At 47.6% G+C, this 15,704-nt stretch carries 17 protein-coding genes and 1 riboswitch; of the genes, 11 read left to right on the top strand and 6 right to left on the bottom strand.

Annotated features, from left to right (window positions below):
* Window positions 1–45: 45 nt before the first annotated feature.
* Both KF839_RS03525 and KF839_RS03530 read right to left on the bottom strand, forming a co-directional pair.
* The gene (locus KF839_RS03525; protein ID WP_292916446.1) at window positions 46–591 is read right to left on the bottom strand and encodes an NUDIX hydrolase; all 546 of its coding nucleotides are present in this window, start codon (window positions 589–591) and stop codon (window positions 46–48) included.
* Between the two features lie 35 nt (window positions 592–626).
* Complete coding sequence (locus tag KF839_RS03530; RefSeq protein WP_292916447.1) at window positions 627–1,445, bottom strand: DUF2914 domain-containing protein; 819 nt, start codon at window positions 1,443–1,445, stop codon at window positions 627–629.
* A 120-nt stretch (window positions 1,446–1,565) separates the two neighbouring features.
* Here KF839_RS03530 and ligA point away from each other — a divergent pair, with 120 nt between their 5' ends.
* Window positions 1,566–3,635 carry an NAD-dependent DNA ligase LigA gene (ligA, locus tag KF839_RS03535; protein ID WP_292916448.1) on the top strand — a complete coding sequence of 690 codons (2,070 nt, stop codon included), beginning with the start codon at window positions 1,566–1,568 and terminating at the stop codon, window positions 3,633–3,635.
* An 8-nt stretch (window positions 3,636–3,643) separates the two neighbouring features.
* Here the strand turns inward: ligA and KF839_RS03540 are convergent, their stop codons facing one another.
* A complete protein-coding gene (locus KF839_RS03540) occupies window positions 3,644–4,201 on the bottom strand; it encodes a hypothetical protein (protein WP_292916449.1) in 558 nt (185 codons plus the stop codon).
* Window positions 4,202–4,342: 141 nt separating this feature from the next.
* On the opposite strand from KF839_RS03540, the gene KF839_RS03545 reads away from it, so the two are divergent.
* The 9 genes from KF839_RS03545 (at window position 4,343) to KF839_RS03585 (ending at window position 12,494) form a co-directional block, all read left to right on the top strand.
* Entirely contained in the window at window positions 4,343–4,912 is a 570-nt protein-coding gene (locus KF839_RS03545; protein ID WP_292916450.1) for a hypoxanthine-guanine phosphoribosyltransferase, read from the top strand.
* A complete protein-coding gene (locus KF839_RS03550) occupies window positions 4,906–5,652 on the top strand; it encodes an S-methyl-5'-thioinosine phosphorylase (RefSeq protein WP_292916451.1) in 747 nt (248 codons plus the stop codon). Before KF839_RS03545 ends, KF839_RS03550 begins: the two co-directional genes overlap by 7 nt.
* The gene (gene def, locus KF839_RS03555; protein WP_292916452.1) at window positions 5,642–6,175 is read left to right on the top strand and encodes a peptide deformylase; all 534 of its coding nucleotides are present in this window, start codon (window positions 5,642–5,644) and stop codon (window positions 6,173–6,175) included. Before KF839_RS03550 ends, def begins: the two co-directional genes overlap by 11 nt.
* 258 nt (window positions 6,176–6,433) lie before the next feature.
* Window positions 6,434–6,533, top strand: a riboswitch (glycine riboswitch).
* 56 nt (window positions 6,534–6,589) lie between these two features.
* Window positions 6,590–7,681, top strand: coding sequence for a glycine cleavage system aminomethyltransferase GcvT (gene gcvT, locus KF839_RS03560; RefSeq protein WP_292916453.1), 1,092 nt, complete (start codon window positions 6,590–6,592; stop codon window positions 7,679–7,681).
* Window positions 7,682–7,714: 33 nt separating this feature from the next.
* Window positions 7,715–8,104: a glycine cleavage system protein GcvH gene (gcvH, locus tag KF839_RS03565; protein WP_292916454.1), complete on the top strand. Its 390-nt coding sequence runs from the start codon at window positions 7,715–7,717 to the stop codon at window positions 8,102–8,104.
* Window positions 8,105–8,152: 48 nt separating this feature from the next.
* Complete coding sequence (gene gcvPA / locus KF839_RS03570; RefSeq protein ID WP_292916455.1) at window positions 8,153–9,505, top strand: aminomethyl-transferring glycine dehydrogenase subunit GcvPA; 1,353 nt, start codon at window positions 8,153–8,155, stop codon at window positions 9,503–9,505.
* Between the two features lie 36 nt (window positions 9,506–9,541).
* Window positions 9,542–10,039: a thiol peroxidase gene (gene tpx / locus KF839_RS03575; protein ID WP_292916456.1), complete on the top strand. Its 498-nt coding sequence runs from the start codon at window positions 9,542–9,544 to the stop codon at window positions 10,037–10,039.
* Window positions 10,040–10,059: 20 nt separating this feature from the next.
* Entirely contained in the window at window positions 10,060–11,511 is a 1,452-nt protein-coding gene (gene gcvPB / locus KF839_RS03580) for an aminomethyl-transferring glycine dehydrogenase subunit GcvPB (RefSeq protein WP_292916457.1), read from the top strand.
* A gap of 47 nt (window positions 11,512–11,558) precedes the next feature.
* Window positions 11,559–12,494: a carbohydrate kinase family protein gene (locus tag KF839_RS03585; protein WP_292916458.1), complete on the top strand. Its 936-nt coding sequence runs from the start codon at window positions 11,559–11,561 to the stop codon at window positions 12,492–12,494.
* Between the two features lie 68 nt (window positions 12,495–12,562).
* Here the strand turns inward: KF839_RS03585 and KF839_RS03590 are convergent, their stop codons facing one another.
* Window positions 12,563–13,426: an endonuclease/exonuclease/phosphatase family protein gene (locus KF839_RS03590; RefSeq protein ID WP_292916459.1), complete on the bottom strand. Its 864-nt coding sequence runs from the start codon at window positions 13,424–13,426 to the stop codon at window positions 12,563–12,565.
* 358 nt (window positions 13,427–13,784) lie between these two features.
* Between KF839_RS03590 and KF839_RS03595 the strand changes: the two genes are divergently transcribed.
* Complete coding sequence (locus KF839_RS03595) at window positions 13,785–14,330, top strand: YMGG-like glycine zipper-containing protein (RefSeq protein WP_292916460.1); 546 nt, start codon at window positions 13,785–13,787, stop codon at window positions 14,328–14,330.
* A gap of 71 nt (window positions 14,331–14,401) precedes the next feature.
* Here KF839_RS03595 and KF839_RS03600 read toward each other — a convergent pair whose 3' ends face one another.
* The gene (locus KF839_RS03600; protein WP_292916461.1) at window positions 14,402–14,989 is read right to left on the bottom strand and encodes a hypothetical protein; all 588 of its coding nucleotides are present in this window, start codon (window positions 14,987–14,989) and stop codon (window positions 14,402–14,404) included.
* Between the two features lie 401 nt (window positions 14,990–15,390).
* Window positions 15,391–15,591, bottom strand: coding sequence for a YjfB family protein (locus tag KF839_RS03605; protein WP_292916462.1), 201 nt, complete (start codon window positions 15,589–15,591; stop codon window positions 15,391–15,393).
* Window positions 15,592–15,704: the final 113 nt, after the last annotated feature.

A 15,704-nucleotide genomic window follows, 5' to 3' on the forward strand; every position in this document is an offset into this window, starting at 1 on the left:
AATCTAAAACCTTCGATTTTCTGATTGTTGATACAACAATATAACTCAAGAAGAGCTACGGGGTTTGTCAATAATTCCCATATGGAAGCCTACCCCTCCCTGCTTGCGCTCTTCGAAATATTGTTTCAGCGGATCATGGATAACGCGAAAAGCCAGTTCATCCCACGGCACTTCTTCTTCGCTGACGAGTTTAACTTCCAGACTTTCAATGCCTGGCTTGAAATCAAGATCCAAGAGCCGTGCGCGGAATAAAAAATACACCTGACTGATATGCGGTAAGCTGTAAACCGTGTACAGATTACCGATTTCCACTCGGGCATTGGCTTCTTCGAGTGTTTCGCGCGCGGCTGCCTGAGTCAATGTCTCGTTGTTTTCCATAAAACCGGCAGGAAGCGTCCACCAGCCACGACGTGGTTCGATTGCTCGCCGGCATATCAGGATTTTATCTTCCCATTCGGGAATGCATCCGACAACCATTTTTGGATTTTGATAATGAATTGTATTACACGCGGTGCAAACATAGCGTGGTAAGTTGTCACCTTCAGGAATCAATAGTTCGACGGAAGCGCTACAGTTGCTGCAATATTTCATGATAAACCCTCAAATACATTCATTCCATGCATGAATTAATGCGGTAAGACGTTAAACTCTCTGACTGCCAGCCGGTTTTCCCGATCGTCGATCAACTCGACACGCCATGAACCAAGCCGACTGTGATCCAGTTGTTTGCTGGCGTACGTGCGCCAGTTGTTATTCAGTACTTGCAGCTGTAGTTGTGAGTCCAGTTCATTATGGTAGTACCAGTCGATCCGGATTTTTTTCCCTTGCAGATTTTTTAAGTGCATGTAGAAATAAATCGGTTTGGTTTCACCGGTTCCTAAATGAACAACATCAATAGAATCAACAGGCTCTCGTGAGACTACGGCGTTGCTTAACTGAGCTCTGAGAACCGCTGACTGATCGGATGTCTGATGTGGCTTTGGTTGCGTTACGGTTTTTGGAATGGAACGAGTCGTCATGGATGCAGGCGTCGCAACGCGAATTCCCGGTTTTTTTCGTGGAATGACGACCGTCCGATCTGCGATACCGGCGGTTCCGGGATCGACCGGGATTGATTGAATCGTTTGCTCTGCGTTGCTTTCGCCGGACTCAATAATCGGTACTTCCGTTTGCGCATTAAATTCCAGCGGAGTATTTTCCGAGGAGGTAATATTTCCAGTTTCTGCGTTGACCGGGTCGCCTTGGAGCGATTCACCGGTTCCATTGCCGAAAATTAAATAGCCCAGCAAAGAAAGCACAACCGTAAGCAATGCGGCTGCAGCGGCAATTTTTTTCCAATCCAGTACTTGTTCATAAACAACCTCGGGTTCCGGATAAATTTCTTCGATGGCTTGCGGCGGTTGTTGTTGGATCTGAATGCGGATTTTTAAGTTATTGTTGCTCATATTGTGTTGTTCAAGACAAGCGGATGTCGCAGAGTTGGTTTTCGATGGAGTGCGCAGTATAAAGGATTTTGAGCTAAGAACTGAAACTGCATCACATGGGTATTCGCTATACTATTAAATATGAATGAAAATATTGAGGAAATAAAACAACGGTTACAGCAATTGCGTTCCGATATCGAACATCATAATTACCGTTATTATGTGCTCGATCAACCATCTATTCCCGATGCGGAATATGATAAGTTGTTTAGAGAGTTGCAGCAGCTCGAACAGGATTATCCGCAGTTGATTGCCGCCGATTCGCCGACACAGCGCGTTGGCGCCGCACCGCTCAAAACGTTTGCGCAGATTACGCACGTGATTCCGATGTTATCGCTAAGCAATGCATTTGAGGATGACGAAGTCGAAGCTTTCGACCGGCGCGTGCGTGCGGGCTTGGCGCTGGAAGCGGCAGGGGTTGCGTGGATAGATTCCGATCCTTTAACTGTTGAGTATAATGCCGAACCGAAATTTGATGGATTAGCGGTCAGTTTGCGCTATGAAAACGGTGTGTTCAAAACCGGTGCTACGCGCGGCGATGGCTACACAGGCGAAGACATTACGCTGAACCTGAAAACGATCCGGTCGATTCCCTTGAAACTGCCGGTGAATAATCCGCCCGCATTGCTGGAAGTGCGTGGTGAAGTGTTGATGCTGAAAAAGGATTTTCAGCGGTTGAATCAACAACAATCGGCCAAAGGTGAAAAGGAATTCGCCAATCCGCGCAATGCAGCCGCGGGCTCGTTGCGGCAACTCGATCCGAATATCACTGCGAGACGCCGCTTGGCCTTTTTCGCATACGGTATTGGCGATTCTCAAGACACGTGCCTGCCGAAGGCTACGCACAGTGATTTGATGGCTTATTTAAGCTCGCTGCATTTTCCGATTGCAAAAGAAAGCCAGGTGGTGATGGGATTAAAAGGGTTGCTTGAATATTACCAAGTCATTGCTGCAAAGAGAGAAAATCTTCCCTACGATATTGATGGTGTAGTCTACAAAGTTAATGCGATCGCGCAGCAGGAGCAATTGGGCTTCGTATCGCGCGCGCCACGCTTTGCCATCGCGCATAAATTTCCAGCGCAGGAAGCCATGACGAAACTGCTCGATATCGACGTGCAGGTCGGTCGCACCGGCGCATTGACGCCGGTGGCCCGTTTACAACCGGTATTTGTCGGCGGTGTGACGGTGACCAATGCGACTTTGCATAACGCTGACGAAGTTGAACGCAAGGATGTGCGTATCGGTGACACCGTGATCGTGCGCCGTGCCGGCGATGTGATTCCGGAAGTGGTATCGGTGGTGCCGGAAAAACGTTCGCCGGATGCCCTGGTATTTACCATGCCCTCGCATTGCCCGGTCTGTGGTGCAAAAGCGGTGCGTTTGCCGGGTGAAACGGTGTCGCGCTGCACCGGTGGCTTGTTTTGTCCGGCGCAGCGTAAACAAGCGATATTGCATTTTGCATCACGCCGCGCGATGGATATCGACGGTCTTGGAGAAAAACTGGTCGATCAATTGGTCGATCAGACGATCGTGCGGACACCCGCGGATTTGTACCGGTTGGGAATCGCCGCGTTGGCAAACTTAGAGCGCATGGCGGATAAATCGGCGAATAACATTGTAAAAGCGATTGAAAATAGCAAACAAACCACATTGGCGCGATTCATCTACGCGCTCGGTATCCGTAATGTGGGCGAAGCCACTGCCAAAGACCTGGCGGTGCATTTGGGAAGTATGGATCGATTGATGACAGCGGATAGCGAGCGATTGCAGCAAATTCCGGATGTCGGGCCGGTGGTGGCGCAAAGCATCGTGGATTTTTTTGCCGAGACGCATAACTGTGAAGTCGTCGAGCAGTTACGCGCTTGTGGCGTGAATTGGAACGAACATGATGGCAAACCGGTTGCAGCCGCAAATACTGCGCCACTACAGGGTAAAACTTTTGTGCTGACAGGCACGTTGCCGCACATGAGTCGCGAGGAAGTTAAAGAGAAAATCGAGGCGCAAGGTGGCAAAGTCAGCGGCAGCGTTTCTAGTAAAACAGATTATGTCGTTGTGGGCACCGATCCCGGCAGCAAGTACGATAAAGCGGTTAGCCTGGGTGTCGCAATTCTAGACGAGGATGGACTGCTGACACTCCTAGGCGGGTCGTGATTCAGAGCTTACAGTTTATTTTCGACGGATAAACTAAAAGAGCCATCATATTTGCCATTTACTTGATATTCGTAATGGCCGGCGGCTAATCCGTAGACTTCCAGCGGAATAATTTTTTCAAAAAGAACCAACACTGCCGGGCACGCAGCAAGAGTTTCCAGCAGTATTGAGTGTATCGCTATTTCAAAATGGCTATCTACCAAACGCTGATTGATTTGTCCGATCGAATAACAAGAGCTTGGAAGATTGCCGGTGACTTTGGCAAATACTTGAACTGGATATGTATCGGTAACGATAGTTTCCACTTTATCGATATAGATGCCTTTATCTGGCGAAATGATGCTCTCCTGATAATTAAGTAAAACCCAGGTATTATTCGCTGCAATGAATTGTAGTTCCACATTTTGAAAGCGTCCGGCTTGTTCAGCGGTATCGACGCGCGGGATGGTCAATTTGTCATCCTGAAATAGCGGATACTGGGTCGTGGCTGTGCTGTCAGCAACTGCTGAATTAACCAGTAATAAGTATAGAACAGATACTTTCAGAAAAATATTAGACCGAGTCATGTGATGTTCCTTTGGATAAGGATACTTAAGGTAATATATACGGTAAACTACTGATTATATAATATTTATTATGTTTATGCTGCCGATTGAAGTCATGATAGTATTACACGCCTTAATTAGAAGGCAATTGTAAAATCGCCCATGTTAACCTATCAACAAGCTCAACAAATTTTTCAATCGGCTGAACTCATTCGTTCCGAGCAGGTGGTGATGCAAACTTTGCAACGTCTGGCAGCGGATATTACCGCTGAATTATCACAGCGACAACCTTTAGTCTTATGCTTGATGGGCGGCGCAGTGGTTTTTACCGGACAGTTGTTGCCGTGCCTCAAGTTTCCGCTGGATTTTGATTATGTCCATTTGACGCGCTACGGCAATACGTTGCAAGGCGGGGAGATCCAGTGGCGGGTCGCGCCGCGAGAAAGCATGAAGGACCGGGTCGTGTTGGCTGTGGACGATATTCTGGATGAGGGGGTGACGTTGGCGGCTCTGCGCGATTTTGTAATGGAAAATGGCGCCAAAGCGTTTTATAGTGCGGTGCTGGTGGAAAAGGAAATAGGAAAGTCGAAGCCGATCGCGGCCGATTTTGTCGGAATGATGATCCCAAACCGGTATGTGTTCGGTTTTGGCATGGATATTCATGGTGCCTGGCGTAATTTGCCGGCCATTTATGCTTTGAAGGATGACATTGGAAATAGTGAAAAATGTTAGCAATTATCGGCGGTAGCGGCCTTACGCAGTTATCCTGCTTGGAAATTTCGCACCGGCAAATCATCCGTACACCCTATGGCGAGCCTTCCGGCCCCTTGACCTTTGGTAAATTGAATAGCGAAGAAATCGTATTTTTGGCGCGGCACGGACATGGACATACAATTCCGCCGCATGCGATCAACTATCGTGCCAATTTATGGGCTTTGCATTCGCTGAAGCCCGAACATGTCATCGCCGTAGCCTCTGTCGGCGGTATCCGTGCGGATCTGACACCCGGAGAACTGGTGGTGCCCGATCAAATTATCGATTATACCCACGGGCGTAATTTTACTTTTTTCGATGCCAAGGATCAGCCGGTAACGCACGTCGATTTTACTTGGCCGTATTGCCAGCAAACCCGGGAGTTAGTGCTGCAAGCGGCGAAGAATGCCGGTCAAACCGTTGTCAATGGCGGTGTATACGCGGCCATGCAAGGCCCGCGATTGGAAACTGCGGCGGAGATTAACCGGCTGGAGCGCGACGGCGCCGATATCGTCGGTATGACCGGTATGCCGGAGACGGTTCTGGCGCGGGAGATCGGTTTAAATTACGCGACATTGGCAGTGGTTGCTAACTACGCCGCCGGACGCGGAACCAATAAAAATGCGATTCCGCTCAAGGAAATTTATATGGTGCTGGAGCAAGCAATGATTAAAGTCAGAAACATTCTGGAACATTTGGTGAGGTGTCATGGCCATTAAACCGGTACTGAAGATGGGCGAACCGCTGCTGCTGCAAGTCGCCAAACCGATCGAACGATTCGATACGGAGGAATTGCGTGCCTTAATCCATGATATGGAAGATACGATGGAATCATTGAATGGCGCAGGTTTGGCGGCGCCGCAAATCGGTGTAAGCTTGCAAGTCGTCATTTTCGGCTTTAACCATAATCCCCGTTATCCGCGTGCCGAGGAAGTGCCTTTCACCGTGTTGATCAACCCGCAATTAACGCCGCTATCGGACGACAAGGAAGATGACTGGGAAGGTTGTCTTAGCGTTCCCGGCCTGCGTGGCATGGTGCCACGTTACAAGCAATTGCGTTATCAAGGTTTCGATCAGTATGGCAATATTATCGATCGTACCGTCAACGGTTTTCATGCCCGTGTCGTGCAGCACGAATGCGATCATTTGCTAGGCATTTTGTATCCGATGCGAATCAAGGATTTCCGGTTGTTTGGGTTTACCGATGTGTTGTTTCCGGGGCAGGAGGTAGTGGATGATTGAATGAAGTTTTCCTTTAAAATACGATGCTTTAATTCATCAATGACGCTCGTTTACTGCAAGTTGGAGAAGATCTCTTCGGCGGTCAGCAAAATTTATCGCAACACCTTGTGTAAACCCTTGTTCCTCAGGTATAGTTCGCACTTTGCCAAATCAATCCAAGCAGAAGAGCGCGCTATTAAATAGCGCCGCCGAAGGCGTAACCTCCCCGGAATCGCTCAGGCAGGGTCAAGTTCCGCTTGTTCCTTGAGAACTGCTTGCGACAGGCAATCTGGAGAGTGCCGGACAGGTTCCGGCCACCGAAGGGGCACACGGATTCTATTCTGTCAATCTCTCAGGTAAAAAGGACAGAGGGGCGCGAAGTCGTTTACGTTTCCATTACGTTTAAATGACTCTTTATTCTTTGGGAGAAAAACCGTGCTGAAAATGACACCCCTGAATCAAGCTCACCGTGATATGAATGCCAAAATGGTCGATTTCGGCGGTTGGGATATGCCGCTGCATTACGGCTCACAATTAGACGAACATCACAAAGTCCGCCAGGATGCCGGTATGTTTGACGTGTCACACATGCTGCCGGTGGATGTCAAAGGCGATAATGTGCGTGGTTTTTTACGCCAACTGGTTGCCAACAATGTCGATAAACTAACCGTATCCGGCAAAGCATTGTATTCCTGTATGCTGACTCCGCAAGGTGGCATCATCGATGATCTGATCATTTATTTTTTATCGGAAGACTGGTTCCGAATCGTTGTTAACGCCGGTACTGCGGATAAAGATCTTGCCTGGATGCTGAAACAACGCGATGCCTTGGCGCCGAAACTTGAAATTACACCACGGCGCGATCTGGCGATGGTGGCTGTGCAAGGCCCGAATGCCCGCGCCAAAGTTTGGCAGGTAATCCCTGGTTCGCAAGCGGCGACAGAGGAATTAAAACCGTTTCAATCGGCGATCGTTGGGCATTATTTCATCGCCCGCACTGGATACACCGGTGAGGATGGTTTTGAAATCATGCTGCCGGCGGATGAAGCCGCTTCATTTTGGAAAGCGTTGCATGCCGCCGGTGTTGCTCCCGCAGGACTGGGTGCTCGTGATACTTTACGCTTGGAAGCCGGGATGAATTTGTACGGCCAGGACATGGATGAAACCAAAAATCCACTGGAATCAGGTTTAGCCTGGACGGTCGATTTAAAGAGTGAACGCGATTTTATCGGCAAGCAGGCATTATTAGACACCAAGGTTGCGCAGCAACTGATCGGATTGGTATTGGTTGATCGCGGTGTGTTGCGCGGACATCAGGAAGTGATCGGCGAAAAAGCCGGTGTTGAATATAAAGGCGAGATTACCAGCGGTGGTTTTTCGCCGACAATGAATCAATCGATCGCTTTAGCGCGGATTCCGGTACAAATCGAGATCGGTGACGAAGTTAATGTGGTGGTGCGTGATAAGAAGTTGCGCGCCAAAGTGGTAAAATATCCCTTCGTGCGTAACGGCAAAGTTTTAGTATAAACAACCTATATAACTTTAATCTGGAGTGAACTTATGAGTATTCCAAGCAATTTGAAATATAGTAAATCCCATGAATGGGTGAAATCGGAAGCCGATGGAACGGTTACTGTCGGGATTACCCATCACGCGCAGGAATTGCTCGGTGATATGGTGTTTATCGAATTGCCGGATGTCGGCCGTCAATTGAAACAGAAAGAAGAGTGTGCTGTCGCTGAATCCGTGAAGGCAGCGGCTGATGTTTATTCACCAATTTCCGGTGAAGTGACCGCGGTTAATTCGCCGTTAGTTGATGAACCCGGAAAAATTAACGAAGATGCTTATTCCGCCTGGTTATTCAAACTGAAACCCAGCAATCCTGCGGAAATAGACGGTTTGTTGGATGCGGCGGCTTATAACGAGCTGGTCGAAAGCGAAGATCACTGATTCAAGTTGCCCTGGTAAATTATATTTTTAAGTTCATCGAGTTAAATCATGCCGTTTATTCCCCATACCGAAGAAGATATCGCTGAGATGCTAGCCAGCATCGGCGCCAAATCAATCGAAGAGCTGTTCGACGAAATTCCCAAGGAACTCGTCAGCGGCGAATTAACCGGCGTTCCGCCCGGCCTTAGCGAAATGGAAATTTCCCGCTTGATGATGGAACGCGCCAACAAAGACGGTTTCTATCAGAATTTCATCGGCGCCGGTGCGTATGAACACCATATTCCTGCCGCTGTCTGGCAAATCACGACGCGCGGCGAATTTTATTCTTCCTATACACCTTATCAAGCCGAAGCCAGCCAAGGAACGCTGCAGCTGTTGTACGAATACCAGACGATGATGGCGTCTTTGACCGGCATGGATGTTTCCAATGCCAGTATGTACGACGGTGCCACCGCATTGGCGGAAGCGGCTTTGATGGCGGTGCGTTCGCACAAAACTTCACGCAAGATTTTGATTCCGAAAACCGTACATCCGGTTTATCGCCAAGTGGTGCGAGCGATTGTCAGTAATCAGAAAATTGAAGTCGTCGAGCTGCCGTTTGATACCAAAACCGGTCAAGTCGATCCGGCATCGCTTGCTAAATCGGATTATGGCGATTTTGCCGCACTGGTGATTCCGCAACCGAATATCTTCGGTGTATTGGAACAAGTCGATGCATTAACCGACTGGGCACATAGCAAAAATGCATTTGCAATCGGTGTTGTCAATCCGACCGCATTGGCATTGCTGACACCCCCGGGCGAATGGGGTGCTAAAGGAGCTGATATCGCTGTCGGCGAAGGGCAGCCCTTAGGAATTCCGTTATCCAGCGGCGGTCCATACTTCGGTTTTATGGCTTGTAAGAATGATCTGGTCCGTCAAATGCCGGGGCGTATCATTGGCCGAACCACCGATTTGGATAACAAAGAAGGTTTTGTGTTGACATTGCAAGCGCGCGAACAACATATTCGTCGTTCAAAAGCGACTTCCAATATTTGTACCAACCAAGGTTTAATGGTTACTGCGGCGACCATCTATATGTCGCTGATAGGGCCGGAAGGGCTTCGCCGGGTTGCCGCGCAATCGCATGCCAATACTTTGGAATTGGTCGAGCAAATGGAAAAAATAAGCGGCGTGAAAAGGACTTTCAGCGGCGCAACCTTCCATGAAACTGCATTGACGTTGCCAAAACCCACTGCCGAAGTGTTAGCTGGATTGAGACAGAAAGGTATTTTGGGCGGATTTGATCTGCAAACGCATTATCCGGAATTAGGCAATGCACTGCTGGTTTGTGCGACTGAAACGAAAACCGCGGGCGATTTGCAAAACTATGCAAATGCTATGAAACAGGTACTTGGGTAAATTCAGCATACTTACTATCAACAAAAAGGAAAAAACATGGTCACTCTGAAAGGAAAACCTATCAAAATCGAAGGCACTTTTCCCAAAGTCGGGCAACAAGCGCCAGCTTTTTCTCTGGTCAATCGGGATCTGCAAGACGTTACATTGGCAAATTTTTCTGGCAAGAAAAAAGTATTGAATATCGTGCCCAGTTTGGATACCCCGGTATGTGCGCTGTCAACACGTAAATTCAATCAGCAAGCCAGCAATATGGGAAATACCGCGGTGTTGATCATTGCTGCGGACTTGCCGTTTGCAATGACGCGTTTCTGCGATTCCGAAGGACTCGATAAAGTGATTACATTATCAACCATGCGAGGCGCTAACTTCATGAAGGATTATGGTGTTTTTATCGCCGATAGCGCATTTGGCGGAATTACGGCGCGTGCGGTCATTGTTCTGGATGAGAACGATAAAGTGATACATGCCGAACTGGTTCCCGAAATCGCCGACGAACCCAATTATGACGCAGCTATGGCTGCATTAAAGCAATAATTTTCTTTGAACCGTACATCATGCTGATATTCGAACACTCGCGCAAAGGACGTCTCAACTATTCTCAATCGCCGGCAAAAGCGGCAAGCAAATCGGCAATTCCGCAAAACTTATTGCGCAAATCACCGGTATTGCTGCCGGAAGTTTCCGAGATGGATACCGTGCGTCATTACACGCGGTTATCACAAAAGAATTTTTCGATCGATACCGAGTTTTACCCGTTGGGTTCATGCACAATGAAATACAATCCGCGCGCGTGTAACTCGCTGGCAATGCTGCCACAATTTTTGTCACGGCATCCGCTGGCGCCTGAAGAGACCGGTCAGGGTTTTCTGGCGTGCATGTATGAGTTGCAAGAAATTCTGAAATCCGTTACCGGTATGGCAGGTGTCAGTTTGACGCCGATGGCTGGTGCGCAAGGTGAATTGATCGGTGTGATGATGATACGCGCCTATCACGAATCACGCGGTGATTTTGCCCGTACCGAAATTATCGTGCCGGATGCGGCGCACGGCACCAACCCTGCGACAGCGGTGATGTGTGGTTTCAAAGTGGTCGAGATCGCAACCGATAAAGACGGCAATGTCGATCTGGATGCATTGAAAGCAGCCGTTGGCCCGCAGACAGCCGGATTGATGTTGACCAACCCATCGACGCTTGGCGTATTTGAAAAAAATGTCGCGGAAATGAGTCGTGTCGTGCATGCGGCTGGTGGTTTGTTGTATTACGATGGCGCCAATTTGAATGCGGTGTTGGGTAAGGTCAAGCCAGGCGACATGGGCTTTGACGTGATTCATATCAATCTGCATAAAACCTTTTCGACGCCGCATGGCGGCGGTGGTCCCGGCTCCGCACCAGTCGGTGTGGCCGAGCGCTTGTTACCGTTTATGCCGATTCCGTTCGTGGCGAAAGACGGAGATCGTTACCGTTGGGTGACGGAAAAAGACAAGCCGCAAACGATCGGACGCTTATCTGCACATATGGGGAATGCGGGCGTGTTACTGCGTGCTTATATCTATGTCCGATTACTTGGGGTTGATGGTATGCATCGTATTTCTGAATTCGCAACCCTGAATGCGAATTACCTGATGGCGGAATTACGCAAGGCAGGTTTTGAAATCGCCTATCCAAACCGTCGCGCCAGTCATGAATTTATTGTCACTATGAAAGATATCAAGGACAAAACGGGTGTTACCGCGATGAATTTGGCGAAGCGCTTATTGGATAAGGGCTATCATGCGCCAACCACCTATTTTCCTTTGCTGGTACCTGAGTGCTTGCTGATCGAACCGGCAGAAACGGAATCCAAAGAAACATTGGATGCATTTGTGGCGTCAATGAAGGAAATTTTGCAAGAGATCGAATCGCAACCGGATATGGTCAAAGGCGCTCCGCATACCATGTCGGTGCGTAAGCTGGATGATGTCAAAGCAGCGCGGGAACTCGATCTGGCTTGGAGACCCCGTGCGTGATTAGTAAGTAAATAACCGTCAACCATCTTAACTTTGGCATATAAACCATGCGTACCCTGATTTGTGGTTCCATCGCTTACGACAATATTATGGTCTTTCCGGATCATTTTAAGAATCATATATTGCCGGAAAAAATTCACGTCTTGAATGTCGCATTCCTAGTACCTGAAATGCGCCGCGAATTCGGCGGATGCGCTGGAAATATTGCTTACAATTTAAAAATGCTGGGCGGTGAACCGGTTATGATGGCGACGGTTGGTGATGATTATGCGCCTTATAAAGCACGTTTCGATCAATTAAACCTGATCCAGGAACATGTGCAGCATGTTCCTGAGACATTTACCGCACAAGCTTTTATTACCACGGATCTGGCGGATAATCAGATTACTGCGTTTCATCCTGGTGCGATGAATTTTTCGCACCTTAATTCCGTGAAAGATACGCGGAACATCCGTTTAGGCATCATCGCGCCGGATGGCCGTGACGGTATGATGCAACATGCGCGTGAATTTCATGAAGCCGGGATTCCGTTTATTTTCGATCCAGGGCAAGGATTACCGATGTATAACGGTGAAGAGCTTCTCAATTTCATCGATAAAGCTGATTATATTGCAGTGAACGACTATGAGGGCCAAATGCTGCAAGATCGAACCGGGCGTAATCTGGAAAACCTTGCGAGTCAGGCCAAAGCACTGATTATAACTTTGGGCGCGCAAGGTTCGATCATCCATGCCGATGGCAAGCAATATGAAATTCCTTGTGTCAAACCAAAGGCAATCGTTGACCCGACCGGGTGCGGCGATGCTTATCGAGCTGGCTTGTTATATGGTATTGTCAATAACTTCGATTGGCAAACTACCGGGCAACTGGGTTCGTTGATGGGGTCGCTAAAAATCGCTCAACGCGGTGGACAGAACCATCGATTTACCCGCGATGAAATCGATCAATGTTATTTTGAAAGCTTCGGTAATCGAATATTTTAATTCGAAGCCGGAAGCAAGCTGCTGAGACGGATTAATTCATTGCGCCAGCGATTTGTTCGTGAAGCAAATTAATCGGCGTTTCCCTGACTCAATTCCACCCAAACCGGCTGATGATCGGAAGCGGTTGTTTCCGCATTGATGCCATGTTTTTTCAGACGTTTCACTAAGCCATCGGTTATCAAGACAAAATCGAAACATTCCGGCTGATCAACAAAATCAACCGGATGAATGCCGACAGTTGGCGCATGAGTTACCCAAGGATTTAACACAGACCAGGCATCATGAAAACCCGGCGTGCCATCACTGAAGGGTGCAAGAATTTGCGCATGCTCGGGCGCTGTTGCTGAGAAGTTGAAATCGCCGCATAAAATCGCTTCTTTGGGCCTGGGGAATACTTCGAAAGTGCCACCTTGTTCCTCATGCAGTAATTTGCGTTGCGACATCATGCAGGCTTCCTGATGTAAATACCGGATCGCATCGATCTGCATTTCACGCTGCCGCTGCGAGTAATATTCCAAATGCGTAGTTAAGATACGAAGCGAACCGATATCTGTTGTAATTACAGCTTCAACCAATACGCGCTGCATGCTGGGTGTGGATAATTCCGCTTGCCAGGGCAGAAGGTGCCGCCATACTTGACCGACAGGGCAACGGCTGAAAATGACATTGCCGAATTGATTGCGGCCACCTTGTATGTTGGGAACATCGGTTCCAATACCGTAGATTGCTTTATAATCAGGCAGTAATGCTGATAGCATAGCTACTTGATCTTCGTTATGGCTTCCTGGCAGATCGGGGAAACTGACTGCGACTTCCTGCAAGCAGATGATATCAAAGTCATCTAATTGGCGAATTGTTTGGACGATGCGTTTGAGATCGACATTCTCATCCATTCCCCGTCCCCATTGGATATTCCAACTGAGTAATTTCATTATTTTTCCCGATGCGCTGTTCTTAAAATAACTGATAGCATTATTTTGCGGGAATTTTCGGATACTGCAAGATTAATATGGCCACTCAAGTGTTTTTTTGCGATGCTGGAATAACCAATGCAGTTCGAAATGCTTATCTATTGATTTGATAATCCTTACGATTATAGATAACACAACTTGAGTTAAGTTTTCCGAAGTTACCGCATGCAATAGATCTGCTCGTATAACTCTTTGTATTCAGGATTTGTTCAGTTCGAAATCACTAAAATCACTCCTGCGGCCCGGATTCCACGTACTGGCTATGAATCTGGATACGACTCAAAAAAGGTTTTGTAAGTGAGTAAGAGACAAGGGGATTATGAAAACTCAAAGAAACTTAATTGTGATGCTGTTTGTTGGCATGCTGGTTGGCTGTGTTCATTTGCCTTCAGGGCCCAGCGTGATGGCATTACCGGGTAGCGGTAAAAATTTTGATCAATTTCGTTCGGATGAAATGGCATGCAAGCAGTATGCTTATGAGCAAATCGAAGGTTATACGCCACGACAGGCTTCACGTTACAGTGGATTGCAAAGCGCAGTACTTGGTAGTGGCTTAGGCGCCGCAGCGGGTGCGGCTATCGGAGGAGGTCACGGTGCGGCGGTAGGAGCCGGAATTGGCCTGTTATTCGGTAGTTTGCTTGGTTCAAATGCAGCGGAGGCATCAGGCTATGAGAGCCAGGAACGGTACGATAACAACTATATTCAATGCATGTATGCAAAAGGACACAAGATTCCGGTTAACGGCAGGATCATTACTGATTCGTCCTTCAGAAGCTCTGTGAACAAAGGGCCCGCTATGATTTCAGAGAAATTTGCTCCACCACCACCGCCTGCTGGTAATCCACCTCCGCCACCACCAGAATAACGGTAATTCGGTGACTGGATCACATGTAACGTGATTAAGCCACCGATGCCTCTTTTTTTTCAATTTATCTGTTAATGGCGCAATTGCCTACGTTTTAGTAGCTTATCGGTGATGAAAGCGATTAATAAGAAAGTAATAATGTAGGGAGCTATCCTAATGAATGATTCTGTGTAGTTGGTCATTTGTATCCGCAAGGGATACTCGTAGTGAAGTGGAGGAATGCCTTCGCCAGTTACAAACAATGTATATTGTCCTTCGCTCAGATTAAAATGGCCTTTAATGACACCATCGGAATGATTCGTGGAATAAATGCTTGCCACTGTCTCGCTTAAAGCCTTACCGCTGCCTCTGACAATTTTGATACCAATCGGCATATCACGCAGGGCTTGATCGACAAGATCCAGAACCCACAATGTTTCGCCTTCTTGAGGGATTTCAGTGCAATATTCAGCTTCTGGGTCATGTTGTGGTTGATAGGTGCTTAGGTGTATCATACTGCCAGATATATTTCGTATGCAGCTATCTGTTTCTAAAGAAACTTTTCCATGAGCGCCAGCAAACCCAGAGTAAAGCGCTGCGGAAAGAATGATTACTGAAGTCCATGTTTTTATGTGTTGTTCCATTCTGGAATCTCCTGTATTTGTTCGGTTCTTACTCATGATTGTTACTTCCTGAATCCCATAAATTTGCTTGGGGCAGATTATGGGAATCGATACTACCGACAAGTTAGATTAAGGATCTATGCGATTGTTCAGAATTTCTCTGCTATGAACGTGGATATTTTATAAGGGGTAGTATTATCAAATCTTTATGAGGTTTTGCGGTGTTGTGGAAATTAATAAACGGATAAGCTGGATACAGTGATCGGCGCTGTTTCTAAAACAAATTGGATTATGTCACCTGTTCATGAGGGTTCGAATGACCCGCATGGTTCCGCCGTTGGTTAGTGCTGTTACGCGAAGTGAATTTCAGGGGTCTGGTGCGTTCTAGCACGGCAAAAATCATGGCCGACTGATTCTAAAATCTAAAGTATTCCACAACTGCGTAAGTGTGAATTCGTTTATGCGGTGGTATTAATATTTTGTCCCAAATGTGCGGGAAGATTGGAAGTCGGTTTACTGTCAGGAAGAGCCTGAATCAAGGCAAGTGCGCCAGCGGCATTAAGATTGATAGCTTTTTTGAGCACTGCAATTCCTACTGCTTGATTACTGCTTAAATCGGACATTGCTGTCGCTAAACTGGTGATGCCTGTTACGTCCATACTATATCTCCTTTTTCATAATTTATTTAACGGCAGGTAAGGGTTTGTTTTTAGGAATGACTCGAGATATTTCTACCGGATAAAAGATAATCGATGTAGCGCTGCATTTGTAA

This window comes from Nitrosomonas sp. (assembly GCF_019635155.1).
Lineage (GTDB): Bacteria > Pseudomonadota > Gammaproteobacteria > Burkholderiales > Nitrosomonadaceae > Nitrosomonas.